This window comes from Promicromonospora vindobonensis, assembly GCF_042685865.1.
Lineage (GTDB): Bacteria > Actinomycetota > Actinomycetes > Actinomycetales > Cellulomonadaceae > Promicromonospora > Promicromonospora vindobonensis.
In genome coordinates this window covers 1,615,098-1,633,576 of the sequence record NZ_JBHUOG010000002.1, presented here as the reverse complement: position 1 = coordinate 1,633,576, position 18,479 = coordinate 1,615,098, and the positions used below count along the sequence as shown (strand labels likewise).

At 65.5% G+C, this 18,479-nt stretch carries 11 protein-coding genes and 3 rRNA genes; 12 read left to right on the top strand and 2 right to left on the bottom strand.

Annotated elements, in window-relative coordinates; translation table 11 throughout:
- Positions 1 to 68: 68 nt before the first annotated feature.
- The 4 genes from ACFS27_RS20590 to ACFS27_RS20575 all read left to right on the top strand — a co-directional run bounded on the left by ACFS27_RS20590 (position 69) and on the right by ACFS27_RS20575 (position 3,126).
- Positions 69 to 629 carry a uridine kinase family protein gene (locus tag ACFS27_RS20590; protein ID WP_377186736.1) on the top strand — a complete coding sequence of 187 codons (561 nt, stop codon included), beginning with the start codon at positions 69 to 71 and terminating at the stop codon, positions 627 to 629.
- 73 nt (positions 630 to 702) lie between these two features.
- On the top strand, positions 703 to 1,065 hold the full coding sequence (locus ACFS27_RS20585) for a PadR family transcriptional regulator (protein WP_377186734.1): 363 nt from the start codon (positions 703 to 705) through the stop codon (positions 1,063 to 1,065).
- Complete coding sequence (locus ACFS27_RS20580; protein WP_377186731.1) at positions 1,065 to 2,411, top strand: permease prefix domain 1-containing protein; 1,347 nt, start codon at positions 1,065 to 1,067, stop codon at positions 2,409 to 2,411. Before ACFS27_RS20585 ends, ACFS27_RS20580 begins: the two co-directional genes overlap by 1 nt.
- A gap of 22 nt (positions 2,412 to 2,433) precedes the next feature.
- Complete coding sequence (locus ACFS27_RS20575) at positions 2,434 to 3,126, top strand: DNA-3-methyladenine glycosylase (RefSeq protein WP_377186728.1); 693 nt, start codon at positions 2,434 to 2,436, stop codon at positions 3,124 to 3,126.
- Between the two features lie 148 nt (positions 3,127 to 3,274).
- Here the strand turns inward: ACFS27_RS20575 and ACFS27_RS20570 are convergent, their stop codons facing one another.
- Complete coding sequence (locus ACFS27_RS20570; RefSeq protein WP_377186725.1) at positions 3,275 to 4,252, bottom strand: ATP-grasp domain-containing protein; 978 nt, start codon at positions 4,250 to 4,252, stop codon at positions 3,275 to 3,277.
- A 117-nt stretch (positions 4,253 to 4,369) separates the two neighbouring features.
- Positions 4,370 to 5,686, bottom strand: coding sequence for an MFS transporter (locus tag ACFS27_RS20565; protein WP_377186722.1), 1,317 nt, complete (start codon positions 5,684 to 5,686; stop codon positions 4,370 to 4,372).
- Positions 5,687 to 5,982: 296 nt separating this feature from the next.
- Here ACFS27_RS20565 and tyrS point away from each other — a divergent pair, with 296 nt between their 5' ends.
- The 8 genes from tyrS (at position 5,983) to aceB (ending at position 18,391) form a co-directional block, all read left to right on the top strand.
- Entirely contained in the window at positions 5,983 to 7,242 is a 1,260-nt protein-coding gene (tyrS, locus tag ACFS27_RS20560) for a tyrosine--tRNA ligase (RefSeq protein WP_377186719.1), read from the top strand.
- Between the two features lie 174 nt (positions 7,243 to 7,416).
- Positions 7,417 to 7,680, top strand: coding sequence for a hypothetical protein (locus ACFS27_RS20555; protein ID WP_377186716.1), 264 nt, complete (start codon positions 7,417 to 7,419; stop codon positions 7,678 to 7,680).
- Between the two features lie 38 nt (positions 7,681 to 7,718).
- Positions 7,719 to 9,542: a glutamine--fructose-6-phosphate transaminase (isomerizing) gene (gene glmS / locus ACFS27_RS20550; RefSeq protein WP_377186713.1), complete on the top strand. Its 1,824-nt coding sequence runs from the start codon at positions 7,719 to 7,721 to the stop codon at positions 9,540 to 9,542.
- A 763-nt stretch (positions 9,543 to 10,305) separates the two neighbouring features.
- Positions 10,306 to 11,828 (top strand): 16S ribosomal RNA (locus ACFS27_RS20545).
- A 520-nt stretch (positions 11,829 to 12,348) separates the two neighbouring features.
- Positions 12,349 to 15,468: ribosomal RNA gene (locus tag ACFS27_RS20540) — 23S ribosomal RNA — on the top strand.
- Positions 15,469 to 15,623: 155 nt separating this feature from the next.
- A 5S ribosomal RNA gene (gene rrf, locus ACFS27_RS20535) occupies positions 15,624 to 15,740 on the top strand.
- Together the 16S, 23S and 5S rRNA genes form the textbook arrangement of a ribosomal RNA operon.
- Before the next feature lie 203 nt (positions 15,741 to 15,943).
- Entirely contained in the window at positions 15,944 to 16,690 is a 747-nt protein-coding gene (locus tag ACFS27_RS20530) for an IclR family transcriptional regulator (RefSeq protein ID WP_377186710.1), read from the top strand.
- Positions 16,691 to 16,804: 114 nt separating this feature from the next.
- Positions 16,805 to 18,391, top strand: a complete 1,587-nt coding sequence (gene aceB / locus ACFS27_RS20525; RefSeq protein ID WP_377186707.1) for a malate synthase A — start codon at positions 16,805 to 16,807, stop codon at positions 18,389 to 18,391.
- The last annotated feature ends 88 nt before the right edge of the window (positions 18,392 to 18,479 follow it).

Sequence of the window (18,479 nt, the reverse complement as noted above, 5' to 3'; positions counted from 1 at the left end):
CGATTGTGCCCAGAGCTCGGGTGGATTCCGGGCACAATCGCTGGGTAGACCTGTCTGAGGGGAGTGGGATGAGCGTTTCGCCTGGTGTGCTCGGTGAGCTGCTCGAGCGCATCCGGGTCGCCGACGCGCGGCTCGTGTGCGTCGACGGGCCGGCCGGTTCGGGCAAGACCACCCTGGCCGCCCAGCTGGGTGACGCCCTGGAGGCGCCCGTCATCCACATGGACGACCTCTACGAGGGCTGGGCCGGCGGACCCGACGCCGGCGCGGCGAACCTCCGTCGGTGGGTCCTTGACCCGCTGGTGGCGGGGGAGCTGGTGCGCTACCGGCGCTACGACTGGGTCGACGGCGGCTGGGCCGAGTGGCACGAGGTCCCGTCGTCGGCCCATCTGGTGGTGGAGGGCTGCGGCGCCGCGGCGCGCCAGGTGGACCCGCTCGGCGCGTTCCGGATCTGGGTCGAGGCCGGCGACGCGGAACGGCTGCGCCGCGGCCTGGCGCGCGACGGCGCAGAGGCGCGCGACCACTGGATCGGCTGGATGGCCGACGAGGCAGCCCACTACGAGCGAGAGCGCACCCGCGAGCGCGCCGACGTGCGGCTGGACGGGTTCGGCAGGCCCGCCGAAGAGGCATAGACCCAATGCATAGATCTGCTAGGCCTAGGTCTGCTAGGGTTCCAACCCTAGAAGATCTAGGCATAGGAGTGCTATGCACATCGACAAAGACCTGGTGGCGGCCTCGGCCACACCGCTCGTCCTCGGCATCCTGGCCGACGGCGAGTCGTACGGCTACGCGATCGTCAAGCGCGTCAACGAGCTCTCCGGCGGCCGCATGCAGTGGACCGACGGCATGCTCTACCCCCTGTTGCACCGGCTCGAGCGGCTCGGCTACGTGGAGGCGAGCTGGGGCACGTCCGACGCCGGACGCCGCCGCAAGCACTACGCGATCACGCAGGCCGGCCGGGAGACCCTCGCGGACCGGCAGCAGCAGTGGTCGGTGGTCGCCGACGCCCTGAAGCAGGTGTGGCAGGACGTCCAGCGCCCGCCCGCCGTCGCAGAGGGGTGGGCATGATGAGCGCCAACCCAGAGCTCGAGGCACAGATCGACCAGTGGCGCGGCTACGTCCAGCGGCGTCGGGCCATCTCGGCGAGCGACGTCGAGGAGATGGAGGACCACCTGCGTGAGCAGGTGACCGACCTCACCAGGACAGGGCTCGACGACGACGAGGCCTTCCTCGTCTCGGTCAAGCGCATGGGCAACCTCGACGAGGTCTCCCGCGAGTTCGCCCGCGAGCACTCCGACCGGCTGTGGAAGCAGCTCGTGCTCGTCCCCGAACCGTCCGACGGCGGGGCGCGGTCCTGGCGCGAGCTCGGCGTCGTCCTGGCGCTCGCCCTCGGGGCGGGGGCAGCGGTCAAGATCGGGACCGAGCTGTTCGCGGACGAGATGGTGGTCCTGCGCAACGTCGGGCTGCTCGTGCTCCCGTTCCTCGCCGGCTACTTCGCCTGGAAGCGCAAGCTCACCTGGCGGGTCGCCGCGGCCCTGCTGGTTCCGTTCACGGTGCTCGCCGTGGTGCTGAACGTCTACCCGTTCGACCCAGAGGGCTCGACCCTGTTCCTCGCGGCGAGCCACTCGACAGTCGTCCTGTGGGCGCTGATCTCCGTCGCGTACGCGGGCGGACGATGGCGGTCCGACGCCCGCCGCATGGACTACGTCCGCTTCACCGGCGAGCTCGCCATCTACTTCGTCCTGATCGCGCTCGGTGGGGGAGTTCTGATCGGGCTGACGCTCGGCACGCTCGGTCTGGTCGGCGTCGACTTCGAACCCGTCCTCGAGTCCTGGATCCTGCCGTTCTGCGTCCCCGGCGCCCTCATCGTCGCCGCCTGGCTGGTCGAGGCCAAGCAGAACGTCGTCGAGAACATCGCACCCGTCCTGACCCGCGTCTTCACTCCGCTGACCATCGTGATGCTGCTCGTCTTCCTCGGCGTCTTCGCGATGACCGGCGGCCTGCTCGACGTCGACCGCGAGCTGCTCATCCTCATGGACATGGTGCTCGTGCTGGTCCTGTGCCTCCTGCTCTACTCGATCTCCGCCCGCGACTCCCTCGCGTCGCCCGGGCTGTTCGACGTGCTCCAGCTCGTGCTGGTGGTCGCGGCGCTCGCCGTCGACGCGGTCACCCTGAGCGCCATGCTGACCCGGATCGCCGAGTTCGGGTTCAGCGCCAACAAGGTGGCTGCTCTCGGGCTGAACCTGGTGCTGCTGGTGCACCTGGTCTGGTCGGCCTGGCTGTCCGTCGAGTTCCTTCGGGGCAAGCGCCCGTTCGGCCCGATCGAGCGGTGGCAGACCCGGTACCTGCCTGCCTACGCCGTCTGGGCGCTGGTCGTGGTCGTGATCTTCCCGCCGGTCTTCGCGTTCGCGTAGCCGGTCCGTGCATGATCGGGGCATGAGCTCTCCCGACGGTGTCCCGAGCAGTGCTCCCAGCAGTGTTCCCGGCAGAGACTGGTACGCGCGGCCGGTCGTCGACGTCGCCAGGGACCTGCTGGGGGCCACGCTCACCCGGCGCACCGCCGACGGCGTCGTCTCCCTTCGCCTCACCGAGGTCGAGGCGTACGACGGCGCGACCGATCCCGGCTCGCACGCCTATCGCGGCCTGACCCGCCGCAACGCGACGATGTTCGGCGAGCCCGGGCGGCTGTACGTGTACCGCCACCTCGGCCTGCACCACTGCGTCAACGTCGTGTGCGGTCAGGAGGGGGAGGCGTCGGCGGTGCTGCTGCGGGCGGGCGAGGTGGTGCACGGCACGGACCTCGCCCGCTCCCGTCGTCTCGCCTCCGGGGTGGCAAGGACCGACCGCGACCTCGCGCGCGGCCCGGCCCGCCTGGCCGTCGCCCTGGGGCTCGACCTGTCCGACGACGGCGCCGACGTCACCCACCGGGACGACGCCGTCGTGCTGATCCGCCCACCGGCCGAGCCTGTTCCGTCGGCCGGACCTGCCGGTGCACCCGCCGTGCTGCGCACGGGGCCGCGTGTCGGCGTGAGCGGCGACGGAGGCCGCGCGGACCTGTTCCCCTGGCGCTTCTGGTTGGATGAGGAGCCGACCGTCTCGGCCTACCGCGCAGCCCCCGCGCGCACCTGAGAGCAGCCGCGGGCCGCGGCCGCAGGGGCGTGAGATCGGTCGGTTGGGATGAGATCGGTCAATCAAGCGGCCGATCTCATCCCAAGGGACCGAAGTCGATGAGTTCGGTCGATCGGCGGTCCGAGCTCACGCCGTCGGGACCGGACCGTCAGACCGGATAGGTCTCCTTCAGCACGCGAGCCAGATGGCGCACGATCTCGCGCGGGCCCGACTTCGCGGTGTTCCGCTCGACATCGCTGTTGTAGTTCGTGTTGGTGTTCACGTCGTACGTCAGGACGCGGCCGTCGGCGGTCCGGATGTTCTCGATGCCGGCGACCTCGATGCCGTGCCGCTTCGTGAACTCGAGGTACTTGGCCACTACCGGGTCGGCGTAGCCCTCGCGCTCGGAGAACAGGCCCCACTCCTCGTCGGGCGCCATCGAGATGGTCGCGCCGACCGGCGGGATCGGGCGGCCGGTCTCGGGGTCGATGACGCACGCGTCGGCGGGGCAGAGCTGGAACCCGCCGCGTTCGGTGTCGCCGCGCACGGCGTAGACCATCTCGCCGCCCACGATCTCCACCCGGGTGATGCCGCCGTCCGCCGCGACGACGTACTCCTGGATCAGCGTGATGCCGTCCACCGGCTCCTCGTACTCGTCGGACTCGACGTAGTCGGCCAGGTCGTCGAACGAGTCGAACTTGCGCACACCCAGACCCTTGCCGCCCTGGTTGTGCTTGGTCACGAACGGGGTGGGGAAACCCTGCGCGGCCTTCAGCACCTGATCCCGCCCGACGGCGGCCACCGTGCGCGGCGTGTCGATCCCGGCGGCCCGCAGCGCCGTGAGCTGGTCCACCTTGCTGACCTCGAGCTCGAGCACGCGCCGGCCGTTGACCGTCCGGCGGCCGTATGCCTCCAGCCAGGACAGCACCGCGCGCGAGTAGTCCTTGGTCAGCCCGTGGTCCCGCGTGTGGCTGCTGGCCGAGATGCGGGACCAGAAGATGCCCTCTGGTGGTGCGTCGTCGAGGTCGAGCACGCCGTCCGTCAGCACCCATTCCACGTACTCGACGCCCTCGGCCGCGAAGGCCTCGGCGAAGGGAGGGAACCACTCGGGGTTCTCGTGCAGGGCATAGATCTTGGGAGTGCTCACAGGAACCTTCCGAACGCGCGGCTGCCGGCTATGGAACACATCAATACTGGCACGCGGGCCGGGACGTCCGGCTGTGTCCTGCGGCACAGGCGCACAGGCGCCGCCAGCTGCTGCGCTCTACCGGCGGTCGGCTCCCGGTGCTCCGGAGAGCTCGACCGGCTCACCGACGGGCTCCTCGACCGGGTCGCCGGCGGTTTCGGGCGCCATGTCGACCTGGGCGAGCGAGCGCCGCGCCGCGGGGACGGCGAGGATCGTGCCCAGCACGACGACCAGCAGGACTCCGGCGAGGACCAGGAGCGACTCCACGGAGAACTGGTCGGCCAGCGGGCCGAACACGACCATGGACAGCGGCATCGCGACGGTCATCACGATGCCGACGAAGCCGAACACCCGGCCCTGCATCTCGGGTTCCACACGCTCCTGGATGATCGTGAACGCCGGCGTGTTGAGGGTGGCGAACGTGATGCCGATGAGCAGGCCGAGCCCGAAGAACACCCACATGTTCGTGGACAACCCCAGGCCGGCGACCAGCACGCCCGTGAGGATCACCGAGCCCACCATGAGCCGGACCCGGCGCTTGATCCGCGGTCCGAAGCTGGCCATGAGCAACCCGCCCAGCAGCATGCCGCCGCCCCAGAACAGCTCGTTCGCGGTCAGCTTCCACACCTCGTCGCCGAAGGTGCGGGTGACCATCAGGGGTGTCAGGTAGCTCGGCGCACCGACGAGGAACATCACGAGCGCGAACAGCGCGATCAGCCATTTCAGCGGGGCGTTCGTACTGATGTACCGCACACCCGCCACCAGGTCTCCGAAGTAGCTGACCGGCCCGCTCTCGGCGGCGGCCCGCACCAGTCGAGGAACCCTGACCATCGCGAGCATGCCCACGCCGATCAGCGCGGTAGCGGCGTCCACGAAGAACACCGCGACGATGTCGAACGACGCGTAGACCACGGCGGCAAGCGCAGGGGCGAGCAGCATCATCCCGGACTGGATCGACTGGAACATGCCGTTGACCCGCATCAGCTGATCGGCCGGCGCGATCTGGGGGATCATCGCGCTCACGGCGGGCGTCTGGATGCCCGCGAACACCGACCGGACGGCGAGCGCGAGGTAGATGACCCAGAGATCGTCGACGCCGCTCACCATCAGCAGGGCCAGACCCAGTGTCACCACCGCGATCGTGGTGTCGGCTCCCATGATCAGGAGCTTGCGGGAGTGCCGGTCGGCCCAGACGCCGCCGAAGATCGACATGAACGCCTGCGGCAGCATGCCGAACACGATGCTCAGCATGAGCACCGAACCGGAACGGGTCTCGATGGTCAGGTGCCACATGACCGCGAACATCACCAGCATCGAACCGAGCAGGGAGATCGTCTGCCCGGTCAGGAACAGCCCGACGTTCCGCTTCCAGCCGGGCATCTCTACGTCGCTCATGGCTCAACCCTGCCTGACGGGGCGGTAGAACGCGGAAGCTTTTCTGTATCCATGGAACGTCCGACGACGGCGCGCGTCAGAACTCATCGGGGGACGGAGGGCCGGCGCATGCCGGGAGGAGCCAGATCTCATGCCCTGATCCTCATTCCTCAACTTAGGTTGAGGTCAAGTGGCTGGAGGGCGCGGACCGGTGCGCGTTCACGGCTCCCCGTCGGGCAGACTATGACCAGCGAACCGGCGACCGGTTCGCCGCGCGACCCAGGCGGGCCGCGCCGACCACACAAGGAGCAACCACGGTGACCGACATCCTCGACGAGCTGCAATGGCGAGGCCTGGTGGCACAGTCCACCGACGAGGCCGCGCTGCGTTCTGCACTGTCGGAGGGCACCGTGGACTATTACGTGGGCTTCGACCCCACGGCCCCGTCGCTGCACATCGGCAACCTGGTGCAGGTCCTGACCGCACGACGGCTGCAGGATGCAGGGCACCGGCCGTACCTGCTGGTCGGCGGCGCGACGGGGCTCATCGGCGACCCGCGTGACTCGGGCGAACGCATCCTCAACTCGCCGGAGACCGTCGCCGCCTGGGTCGAGCGCATCCGCGCGCAGATCGAGCCACACCTGTCGTTCGACGGCGACAACGCCGCGCAGATGGTCAACAACCTCGACTGGACCGGCCCGATGTCGGCCATCGAGTTCCTGCGCGACATCGGCAAGCACTTCCGCCTCGGCACCATGCTGTCGAAGGACATCGTCGCGCGGAGGCTCAGCTCGGACGAGGGCATCAGCTTCACCGAGTTCAGCTACCAGGTGCTGCAGGGCATGGACTACCGCGAGCTGTACCGGCGGCACGGGATCACCCTGCAGCTGGGCGGCAACGACCAGTGGGGCAACCTGCTGGCCGGCGTCGAGCTGCTCCGCAAGGCAGAGGGTGTGAGCGCGCACGCGCTCACCACTCCGCTGATCACCAAGGCCGACGGCACCAAGTTCGGCAAGTCCGAGGGCGGGTCGATCTGGCTAGACCCGGAGATGACCAGCCCGTACGCCTTCTACCAGTTCTGGCTCAACCAGGCCGACGCAGACGTCGTGAACTACCTCAAGGTGTTCACGTTCCGCGGCAAGGAAGAGATCGCCGAGCTCGAGCGGGAGGTGGCCGAGCGGCCCTTCGCACGCGAGGCCCAGAAGGCGCTCGCTGGCGACGTCACGACGCTCGTCCATGGTGCGGCCGCAACGCAGGCCGTGATCGAGGCCAGCCAGGCTCTGTTCGGGCGTGGCGAGCTCGTCGGCCTGGACGAGAGGACGCTGGCCGGTGCCGTGGGTGAGCTGCCGCGCGTCACCGCCAAGGCCGGAGATCTCGTCGTCGACCTGCTCGCGGGCTCGGGGATCGTCGCCTCGAAGGGCGAAGCACGTCGTGCGGTGAAGGAGGGCGGCGCCTACGTGAACAACGTCAAGGTCACGGCCGAGGACCAGGCCCTGACGACCGAGGACCTGCTGCACGGCAGGTTCGCCGTCCTCCGCCGCGGCAAGAAGACGCTTGCGGTCGCTGCAGCGGAGTAGCTCCGGCTCACAGCTGGTGACGAGGGCGGGTCGGGCTCCTGGAGCCCGGCCCGCCCTGCGTTGTTCCGCGGGCGCTGCTCCCCCCGGCCTGTCTGGAGATCGCTCCTCCCCGAGTTGTGCCCGATTTCGGGCAGGAAATTGCCGTTCGCGATCTGGTGCGCCAGGCTCTCCGACATGAAGACGTCATCCGACCTCGTGGAGCACGTGGCGGCGAGCACAGGGCTCACGCCCGCCGAAGCGGCGCGGGTGATCGGCGACGTCGTGGCGTACTTCGCCACGCCGCTCGAGGACGTCGTCCGGCAGCGGCACGCCGTGCTGAAGACCTATGGGGCGAAGAACCCCGAGATCTTCGCGCGGATCGCCGCCGAGCTGGAGCACCGGGTCGTCGCGGCCCCACAGCTCAGCGAGCGGCAGCTGCGCCGGATGATCTACGGCTGACCTGGCTCGGCCCCTACATTCCCTGAAGGAGCACCAGCATGTGCGGAATCGTCGGTTACGTCGGCGGCCAGAACGCGGCCCCGTTGCTCGTGGAGGCGCTCGGGCGGCTCGAACACCGGGGCTACGACTCGGCGGGTGTCGCCGTCGTCGGCTCCCAGGTACGCGTGACCAAGCGCGCCGGGCGCGTTCGCGACCTCGCCGAGGTCCTGCCCAAGCGGATGTCCGGCCGGGTGGGCATCGGCCATACCCGGTGGGCGACGCACGGTCCGGCGACCGACGCGAACGCCCACCCGCACACGGACGAGAGCGGCGCGGTGGCGGTCGTGCACAACGGCATCATCGACAACGCCGCTGCGCTGCGCGCGCGGCTCGTCGACCAGGGCGTGCCGCTCGCGAGCGACACCGACACCGAGGTGTTCGCCCACCTCGTCGCCCGGTCCGACGCCGACACGCTCGAGGGCAAGGTCGTGGACGCGCTGGACGCGGTGGAGGGCACCTACGGGCTGGCGGTCGTGCACGCGGACTTCCCCGACCGCGTGGTCGTGGCCCGCAACGGCAGCCCGCTGCTGGTCGGCGTGGGGGACAAGGAGATGTTCGTGGCCTCCGACCTGGCGGCGCTCGTACGTCACACCACCACGGTGGCGCACCTGGCCGACGGCGAGCTGGCGACCGTCACGGCGTCGGGCTTCACGACGTTCCGCCGCGACCTGACGCGCACCCAGACCACGGCGCGCGAGGTGGACGTGGACCCCAGCGCCTACGAGCACGGGCTGGTCGACGGCCGCCCGCGCATGTACACGGAGATGCTCGAGCAGCCGGCCAGCGTGGAGCGCGCGCTCAGGGGGCGGCTGGACGAACGCTTCGCCACGGCGCACCTTGGCGGGCTCGAGATGGACGCCCGTGAGCTGCGCGCCGTCCGACGCGTCAAGATCCTGGGCTGTGGCTCCGCGTACTACGTGGGACAGATGGGCGCCTCCCTCATCGAGGAGCTCGCGCGGGTCCCCGCCGACGCGGAGCCGGCGAGCGAGTTCCGCTATCGCAGCCCTGTGATCGAGCCGGACACGCTGTACGTAGCGGTGAGCCAGTCCGGCGAGACGATCGACACGCTGTTGGCCGTGGAGGAGATCCGCCGCAAGGGCGGGCGAGTAATCGGCCTGGTCAACGTGGTCGGCTCCGCGATCGCCCGCGCCTGCGACGGGGGGATCTACCTTCACGCAGGCCCGGAGATCGCCGTCGCCTCCACCAAGGCGCTCACCACCATGTTCGTGGGCTTCGCGTTGCTGGCCCTGCAGCTCGGGCGCGTGCGGGACCTGTCCGTCGCCGACGGACGCCGGCTGGTGGCGGGGCTGCAGGATCTGCCGGCCCAGATCGAGCAGGTGCTCGAGGGCGAGGAGCGGATAGCGCAGGCGGCCAAGGCGCTCGCGGCCGCGGAGAGCCTGTTCTTCGTCGGCCGGGTCCGCGGGTATCCGGTGGCGCGCGAGGGCGCGCAGAAGTTCAAGGAGATCAGCTACCGGCACGCCGAGGCGTACCAGATGTCGGAGCTCAAGCACGGGCCGCTCGCCCTCATCTCGCCCGAGGTGCCGACCGTCGCCATCGTGCCCGACGACGAGCTGACCGATCGCAACGTCGCCGCGCTCCACGAGATCGCTGCACGTGGTGGCCCGCTCGTCGTCGTCACGCACCCCGACGTGGACCTGGGCGAGCTGCGGGCGGAGCGGATCGACGTGCCGCGCAACGAGCGCGAGCTCGACCCGCTGCTGCTCACCGTGCCGTTGCAGCTGCTGGCCTACCACGCGGCTCTCACCCTCGGGCACGACGTCGACAAGCCGCGAAACCTGGCCAAGTCCGTGACCGTGGAGTGACGGCCGACCCCGGCTGATCCTGTGGACCCGCTCCGGCGGATCCGCAGGATCTGGCCGGTCCGGGGCTGGATCGCACGCGGATTTGGCGTGTACGCCTGTGGCTGTGTACTGTTCCGGTTGTTCGCCCGACAGGGAGGTACGGACAGGAAGCGCGACTAGCGCAACTGGCCGGTCCCGGGGTGGAAACCAACCCAGATCTCGTAGTAGCCTAGTGCGCTCCGGAACTGGGTGGGGGCTTGCCAGATCGCCTCCCCGACCAAGGTTCCCTGAACAGGGTGCTTGCGCCGGAGAACGTGATAGGGTAAGTTACAGAGGTTGCCTCCGATCGTAGAGGGAGCGGCTAGCGCCGCGATCTACCGGGAGGCGTCCCTACCTCGCCACATCGTCAAAGTTACCGCTTCTGACGACGGCTAAAATGGGAACAGGAATTCATTCGGATAGTCGAAGAATTCTCTCGGCCAGCAGGCCGGCGAGGATTTGGAAAAGTCCGAAAGAGCCTGCTAAGTTAGAGGAACTGCCCCGGACAGGGAAGCGATCGGATAGATTGCGACTCTGACGGTGTGCGTCGGTTGTTTGAGAACTCAACAGTGTGCTTGATAGTCAATGCCAAAGTTTTAACCCTTGTGGGTGTGGCTGTGCTGACCGTTCGGTTGGTGTGGTCATGTTCTGTGAGGGGTTGTTTGGACAGATCTTAATCATCAGATTGGTCTGGCCGGTATCATTGTTCGTGCCTGCCCTTCGGGGTGGGTGTGGATGTTTCTCTTTTACGGAGAGTTTGATCCTGGCTCAGGACGAACGCTGGTGGCGTGCTTAACACATGCAAGTCGAACGGTGAAACCCAGCTTGCTGGGTGGATCAGTGGCGAACGGGTGAGTAACACGTGAGCAACCTGCCCCCTACTTCGGGATAAGCCTTGGAAACGAGGTCTAATACCGGATATGAACACGTACCGCATGGTGTGTGTTGGAAAGTTTTTCGGTGGGGGATGGGCTCGCGGCCTATCAGCTTGTTGGTGGGGTAATGGCCTACCAAGGCGTCGACGGGTAGCCGGCCTGAGAGGGCGACCGGCCACACTGGGACTGAGACACGGCCCAGACTCCTACGGGAGGCAGCAGTGGGGAATATTGCACAATGGGCGAAAGCCTGATGCAGCGACGCCACGTGAGGGATGACGGCCTTCGGGTTGTAAACCTCTTTCAGCAGGGAAGAAGCGAAAGTGACGGTACCTGCAGAAGAAGCGCCGGCTAACTACGTGCCAGCAGCCGCGGTAATACGTAGGGCGCAAGCGTTGTCCGGAATTATTGGGCGTAAAGAGCTCGTAGGCGGTCTGTCGCGTCTGGTGTGAAATCCCATGGCTCAACTGTGGGCTTGCATCGGGTACGGGCAGACTAGAGTACTGTAGGGGAGACTGGAATTCCTGGTGTAGCGGTGGAATGCGCAGATATCAGGAGGAACACCGATGGCGAAGGCAGGTCTCTGGGCAGTTACTGACGCTGAGGAGCGAAAGCATGGGGAGCGAACAGGATTAGATACCCTGGTAGTCCATGCCGTAAACGTTGGGCACTAGGTGTGGGGCGGGTTCCACTCGTTCTGTGCCGTAGCTAACGCATTAAGTGCCCCGCCTGGGGAGTACGGCCGCAAGGCTAAAACTCAAAGGAATTGACGGGGGCCCGCACAAGCGGCGGAGCATGCGGATTAATTCGATGCAACGCGAAGAACCTTACCAAGGCTTGACATGTACGAGAAAGCCCCAGAGATGGGGTTCTCTTTGGACACTCGTACACAGGTGGTGCATGGTTGTCGTCAGCTCGTGTCGTGAGATGTTGGGTTAAGTCCCGCAACGAGCGCAACCCTTATCCTATGTTGCCAGCGGGTTATGCCGGGGACTCATGGGAGACTGCCGGGGTCAACTCGGAGGAAGGTGGGGATGACGTCAAATCATCATGCCCCTTATGTCTTGGGCTTCACGCATGCTACAATGGCCGGTACAGAGGGCTGCGATACCGTGAGGTGGAGCGAATCCCAAAAAGCCGGTCTCAGTTCGGATCGGGGTCTGCAACTCGACCCCGTGAAGTCGGAGTCGCTAGTAATCGCAGATCAGCAACGCTGCGGTGAATACGTTCCCGGGCCTTGTACACACCGCCCGTCAAGTCACGAAAGTTGGTAACACCCGAAGCTCACGGCCCAACCCCTTGTGGGAGGGAGTGGTCGAAGGTGGGACTGGCGATTGGGACTAAGTCGTAACAAGGTAGCCGTACCGGAAGGTGCGGCTGGATCACCTCCTTTCTAAGGAGCTCATCTCCATCAGGCCTCACATCGTGGGGTCGCCGGCCAGCTCTTCGGGGCCGCTCTTCGGGGCGATGGTTGGTGCTGGTGGCAGAGGCCAGGCCCAGGCCGTTCGTGTCTGGGGTGGTTGCTCATGGGTGGAACATTGACGAAGAGTCTTCCTCGTTCGGGGTGGCTGCTAGTACGCCGGTGCTTGTCACGGGTTGGAACGCGGTCTGCCGGGGGTGGGGGTTCGCCAAGCACACTGTTGGGTCCTGAGACCACCGGCCATGTGTCGGGTGTTTCTGGTTCGAGTACGGGTCACGAGGTTCGTGTCATACCCGCTCATGCTGACTGGTTCAGTGGTGGGTGTGGTGTCACGGGTTGCCTGGTGGGTTCGTCCGTTGCTTGAGAACTGCATAGTGGACGCGAGCATCTTTGAAATTTTCCAAGATTGCGACCGTGAAATGGTGGGCCATGTGCTTTCGGGTGTGTGGTTCCTTGTTTTGTGGTCATCTTGGTTTCTGTGATTGTAGTGTTGTTCGAAGTTTTTTAGGGCACATTGGTGGATGCCTTGGCACTAGGAGCCGAAGAAGGACGTTGTAGCCTGCGATAATCCTCGGGGAGTTGGCAGACGAGCTGTGATCCGAGGGTCTCCGAATGGGGGAACCCAGCCGAAGTCATGTTCGGTTACCCGCGCCTGAATGTATAGGGCGTGTGGAGGGAACGTCGGGAAGTGAAACATCTCAGTACCGACAGGAAGAGATATTCCGTGAGTAGTGGCGAGCGAAAGCGGATGAGGCCAAACCGTATGCGTGTCAAGCTGTCAGGCGTTGCGTGTGCGGGGTTGTGGGACCTTCTGGGAAGATCTGACAGTCTTCCAGCCAGTAAGAAAGTCGTGTCATAGTCGAACCGGGTTGAATACCGGACCGTAGTGGGTGGGAGTCCCGTAGACGAAATGGCGCGGCCTGGTGGAGGGGATCCCAAGTAGCACGGGGCCCGTGAAATCTCGTGTGAATCTGGCAAGACCACTTGCTAAGCCTAAATACTACCTAGTGACCGATAGCGGACAAGTACCGTGAGGGAAAGGTGAAAAGTACCCCGGGAGGGGAGTGAAATAGTACCTGAAACCGTGTGCCTACAATCCGTCGGAGCCTCCATAGTAGGGGTGACGGCGTGCCTTTTGAAGAATGAGCCTGCGAGTTAGTGCTCGGTGGCGAGGTTAACCCGTGTGGGGTATCCGTAGCGAAAGCGAGTCCGAATAGGGCGATTGAGTCGCCGGGTCTAGACCCGAAGCGAAGTGATCTAGCCATGGGCAGGTTGAAGCGCCGGTAAGACGGCGTGGAGGACCGAACCCACCAGGGTTGAAAACCTGGGGGATGACCTGTGGTTAGGGGTGAAAGGCCAATCAAACTTCGTGATAGCTGGTTCTCCCCGAAATGCATTTAGGTGCAGCGTCGCGTGTTTCTTACCGGAGGTAGAGCTACTGGATGGCTAATGGGCCTCACCAGGTTACTGACGTCAGCCAAACTCCGAATGCCGGTAAGTGCAAGCGCGGCAGTGAGACTGCGGGGGATAAGCTCCGTGGTCGAGAGGGAAACAGCCCAGATCACCGGCTAAGGCCCCTAAGCGTGTGCTCAGTGGGAAAGGATGTGGAGTTGCACAGACAACCAGGAGGTTGGCTTAGAAGCAGCCACCCTTGAAAGAGTGCGTAATAGCTCACTGGTCAAGTGATTCCGCGCCGACAATGTAGCGGGGCTCAAGCACACCGCCGAAGCCGTGGCACTCACACGTTAGCCCAGCATGCGCCCTTGTGGTGTGTGTTCAGGTGTGTGGGTGGGTAGGGGAGCGTCGTGTGGGCAGTGAAGTCGCGGAGTGATCCAGCGGTGGAGCCTACACGAGTGAGAATGCAGGCATGAGTAGCGAATGACGGGTGTGAATCCCGTCCGCCGAATGACCAAGGGTTCCAGGGCCAGGTTCATCCGCCCTGGGTAAGTCGGGACCTAAGGCGAGGCCGACAGGCGTAGTCGATGGACAAGGAGTTGATATTCTCCTACCGGCGAAGTACCGCCCATACCGAGCCCGGTGATACTAACCACCCCGAGCTCACACCGACACCTTCGGGTGTCATCGTGAGTAAGGCGTGGGACCTGATCCGGTAGTAGGTAAGCGTGTTAACAGGGGTGACGCAGGAAGGTAGCCAGGCGTGGCGATGGTTGTCCACGTCCAAGGTTGTAGCCCGTCCCATAGGCAAATCCGTGGGGCATTAAGGGTGAGAGCTGATAGTGACCGTGTATGCGGGAATCTGGTGATCCTATGCTGCCTAGAAAAGCCTCGACGCGAGGGACTAGCCGCCCGTACCCTAAACCGACTCAGGTGGTCAGGTAGAGAATACTAAGGCGATCGAGAGAATCGTGGTTAAGGAACTCGGCAAAATGCCCCCGTAACTTCGGGAGAAGGGGGGCCTGAACCGTTAACCCACTTGCTGGGGGACGCGGGGAGGGCCGCAGAGACCAGGGAGAAGCGACTGTTTACTAAAAACACAGGTCCGTGCGAAGTCGCAAGACGATGTATACGGACTGACGCCTGCCCGGTGCTGGAAGGTTAAGAGGACGAGTCAGCCTTCGGGCGAAGCTCAGAATTTAAGCCCCAGTAAACGGCGGTGGTAACTATAACCATCCTAAGGTAGCGAAATTCCTTGTCGGGTAAGTTCCGACCTGCACGAATGGCGTAACGACTTCTCCGCTGTCTCAACCGCGAACTCGGCGAAATTGCACTACGAGTAAAGATGCTCGTTACGCGCAGCAGGACGGAAAGACCCCGGGACCTTTACTATAGCTTGGTATTGGTGTTCGGTGCGGTTTGTGTAGGATAGGTGGGAGACTGTGAAGTCCGGGCGCCAGCTCGGGTGGAGTCATTGTTGAAATACCACTCTGATCGCTTCGGATGTCTAACCTCGGTCCGTAATCCGGATCAGGGACAGTGCCTGGTGGGTAGTTTAACTGGGGCGGTTGCCTCCTAAAATGTAACGGAGGCGCTCAAAGGTTCCCTCAGCCTGGTTGGCAATCAGGTGTCGAGTGCAAGTGCACAAGGGAGCTTGACTGTGAGACCGACAGGTCGAGCAGGGACGAAAGTCGGAACTAGTGATCCGGCGGTGGCTTGTGGAAGCGCCGTCGCTCAACGGATAAAAGGTACCCCGGGGATAACAGGCTGATCTTGCCCAAGAGTCCATATCGACGGCATGGTTTGGCACCTCGATGTCGGCTCGTCGCATCCTGGGGTTGGAGTAGGTCCCAAGGGTTGGGCTGTTCGCCCATTAAAGCGGTACGCGAGCTGGGTTTAGAACGTCGTGAGACAGTTCGGTCCCTATCCGCTGCGCGCGCAGGAAACTTGAGAAGGGCTGTCCCTAGTACGAGAGGACCGGGACGGACGAACCTCTGGTGTGCCAGTTGTTCCGCCAGGAGCACGGCTGGTTGGCTACGTTCGGAAGGGATAACCGCTGAAAGCATCTAAGCGGGAAGCCTGCTTCGAGATGAGGTTTCCAGACACCCTTGTGGTGTGAGAGGCACCCAGCAGACCACTGGGTTGATAGGCCGGATGTGGAAGACAGGACTAACGACTGTCGGAGCTGACCGGTACTAACTGCCGATAACTTCACAACACATCTTCATGGCTAATAAGTTTCATTGATTGTTGACGCGTCCACTATGCGGTTCCCGAGTCACGGGCACCAACCCCTTTACACCCCCGGCATCACCACTCTCTTTTGAGTGGGTGTGTGTGGGTGGGCTGGGGGGTTTGCCTTCTCGATAGTGTTACGGTGGTCATAGCGTAGGGGAAACGCCCGGTCCCATTCCGAACCCGGAAGCTCAGCCCTACAGCGCCGATGGTACTGCCCTGGAGACGGGGTGGGAGAGTAGGACGCCGCCGGACAACCATTCCCAGCAGGGGGTGGAACCCGCACAACCCTTCAGGGGTTGGTGCGGGTTCCACCCCCTGACTGCATTTCCCCCATGACCACTGGAACCCCCGACCACGCCCCACCCACGACGGTGCAGGGCAGGTGCGGGGGTTTCGTGCTGTGGAATGCTGTTTTCGTCGGGCGGTAAGTCCGGCGTTCCGATGGGGAGGGTGACGTGGCTGAAGCTGGCGTGCAGTCGGTCGAGCGAGCGCTCGATCTGCTCGAGATCCTGGCAGAGGTTGGCGGTGACGCCGGCCTGAGCGAGCTCTCGGAGCAGTCGGGCCTGCCGTTGCCGACCATTCACCGGTTGATGCGCACCCTGGTTGCCCGCGGGTACGCCCGGCGGCTTCCCACGCGCCGGTATGCGCTCGGCGCCCGGATGATCCGTCTGGGCGAGTCGGCCGGCCGGCAGCTCGGGGCAGGTGCCCGGCGGCACCTGGCACGCGTGGCACGCGAGCTGGGGGAGACCGCGAACCTCGCCATGCTCGACGGGGAGATGGCCGTATACGTGGCGCAGGCGGCGTCGTCGCATTCGATGCGAATGTTCACCGAGGTGGGGCGACGGGTGCACCTGCACAGCACGGGCGTCGGCAAGGCGCTTCTCGGTGAGCTCCCGGACGCAGCCGTCCGGGACATCGCGACACGGGCCGGCCTGGCACCGGCGACCGATCGGACCATCACCGACCTCGACGCGCTGCTGGCCGCGATGGCTGAGATCCGCGAGCAGGGCTACGCCGTCGACGACGGCGAGCAGGAGATCGGCGTGCGGTGCTTTGCCGTCGTCGTGCCAGGCGCGCCGGTGCCGACCGCGCTGTCGGTCTCGGGCCCGGCGGCGCGCGTGTCCTACGAGTTCGGGGAGCGGGCGGTGCCGGTGTTGCACGCGGTGGCCCGTGACGTCGCAGCGGAGCTGTCCGCGGGCTGAGCGTCGCGTTGACCCGTGGTCGCCGGGCGCCTACTGTTTTCACCAGGAAGTATTTGGTTTCCGGATCGTGGAATTAGGCGTTCCGGGCCGAGCCACTCGACCGAGGGAAGACACGTGGACACTCCGGACGGCCTGACGATCACTGGCGACATCGCACCGCGCGCGCAGGAGGTGCTCACCCCACAGGCGCTGGCGCTCGTCGCTGCTCTGCACCGCGCGCTGGACGACCGTCGGCTGGAGCTTCTCGAAGCCCGCCGGCGGCGGGTCGAGGACCTCGCCGCGGGCGGCACGCTGGACTTCCTGCCCGAGACGCGGCACATTCGGGAGGACCCGACCTGGCGCGTCGCGCCGCCGGCGCCCGGCATCGAGGACCGGCGGTGCGAGATCACCGGTCCGACCGACCGCAAGATGACGATCAACGCGCTCAACTCCGGTGCGAAGGCGTGGCTGGCGGACCACGAGGACGCGAACACGCCGCAGTGGAGCGCCGTCGTGGGCGGGCAGCTCAACCTGCTCGACGCGATCAACCGCACCATCGACTTCACGGGCGACAACGGTAAGCACTACGCGCTCAAGCCGGACGAGGAGCTGGCCACGATCATCGTGCGCCCCCGTGGCTGGCATCTGCCGGAGAAGCACATCCAGGTCGACGGGCGCCCGGTGTCGGGGAGCCTGGTGGACTTCGCGCTCTACGTCGCGACCGCCGGTCTGCGGCAGATCGAGAAGGGTCAGGGCCCGTACTTCTACCTGCCCAAGATGGAGTCCTACCTGGAGGCACGGCTCTGGAACGACGCGTTCGTCCTGGCCCAGGACTTCCTGGGCATCCCACAGGGCACCATCCGCGCCACCGTGCTCATCGAGACCTACCCCGCGGCGTTCGAGATGGAGGAGATCCTGTACGAGCTGCGGGAGCACAGCTCGGGCCTGAACGCCGGCCGCTGGGACTTCATGTTCTCGGTGATCAAGTCGTTCCGTACCCGTGGCACCGAGTTCATGCTGCCCGACCGCAACGCCGTCACCATGACCGTGCCGTTCATGCGTGCGTACACCGAGCTGCTGGTCAAGACCTGCCACACGCGCGGCGCGCACGCCATCGGCGGCATGGCCGCGTTCATCCCGAGCCGTGACGAGGCGGTCAACGAGGCCGCGTTCGCGAAGGTCCGCGACGACAAGACCCGCGAGGCGAACGACGGCTTCGACGGTTCCTGGGTGGCGCACCCGGGCATGGTGGAGCTCTGCAAGGAGGTCTTCACCTCGGTGCTGGGCGACAAGCCGAACCAGATCGACCGGACCCGCGACGAGGTGCAGGTCACCGCGGCCCAGCTGCTCGACGTCGCAGGCACCCCGGGCGACGTCACGGAGGCGGGCCTGCGGAACAACGTCTCCGTCGGTATCCAGTACCTCAAGGCATGGCTCGGCGGGCTCGGCGCCGTCGCGATCTTCAACCTCATGGAGGACGCGGCTACCGCCGAGATCTCCCGCTCCCAGGTGTGGCAGTGGCTGCACAACGACGTGACTCTCGCCGACACCGGTCGCCAGGTGACGCGTGAGCTGATCGATCAGATCGTCGAGGAGGAGATCGCCAAGCTGCCGGGCGACGCGGCAGACTACGAGGAGGCGAAGCAGACGTTCCTCGAGGTGGCGGTGGCAGACGACTACGCCGACTTCCTCACGCTTCCGGCCTACGCCCGAATGCCCTGAACCAGCCTGTCGAGTGCTGGATATTTGCCCTCCAGAGCGCCTCCGGACGGCAAGTACCCAGCACTCAACGGAGACGTAGTGGCTTGCA

Coding starts and splice junctions, on each gene's coding strand:
- ACFS27_RS20590 (WP_377186736.1), top strand. CDS start 69: ATGAGCGTTTCGCCTGGTGTGCTCGGTGAGCTGCTCGAGCGCATCCGG.
- ACFS27_RS20585 (WP_377186734.1), top strand. CDS start 703: ATGCACATCGACAAAGACCTGGTGGCGGCCTCGGCCACACCGCTCGTC.
- ACFS27_RS20580 (WP_377186731.1), top strand. CDS start 1,065: ATGAGCGCCAACCCAGAGCTCGAGGCACAGATCGACCAGTGGCGCGGC.
- ACFS27_RS20575 (WP_377186728.1), top strand. CDS start 2,434: ATGAGCTCTCCCGACGGTGTCCCGAGCAGTGCTCCCAGCAGTGTTCCC.
- ACFS27_RS20565 (WP_377186722.1), bottom strand. CDS start 5,686: ATGAGCGACGTAGAGATGCCCGGCTGGAAGCGGAACGTCGGGCTGTTC.
- ACFS27_RS20555 (WP_377186716.1), top strand. CDS start 7,417: ATGAAGACGTCATCCGACCTCGTGGAGCACGTGGCGGCGAGCACAGGG.
- glmS (WP_377186713.1), top strand. CDS start 7,719: ATGTGCGGAATCGTCGGTTACGTCGGCGGCCAGAACGCGGCCCCGTTG.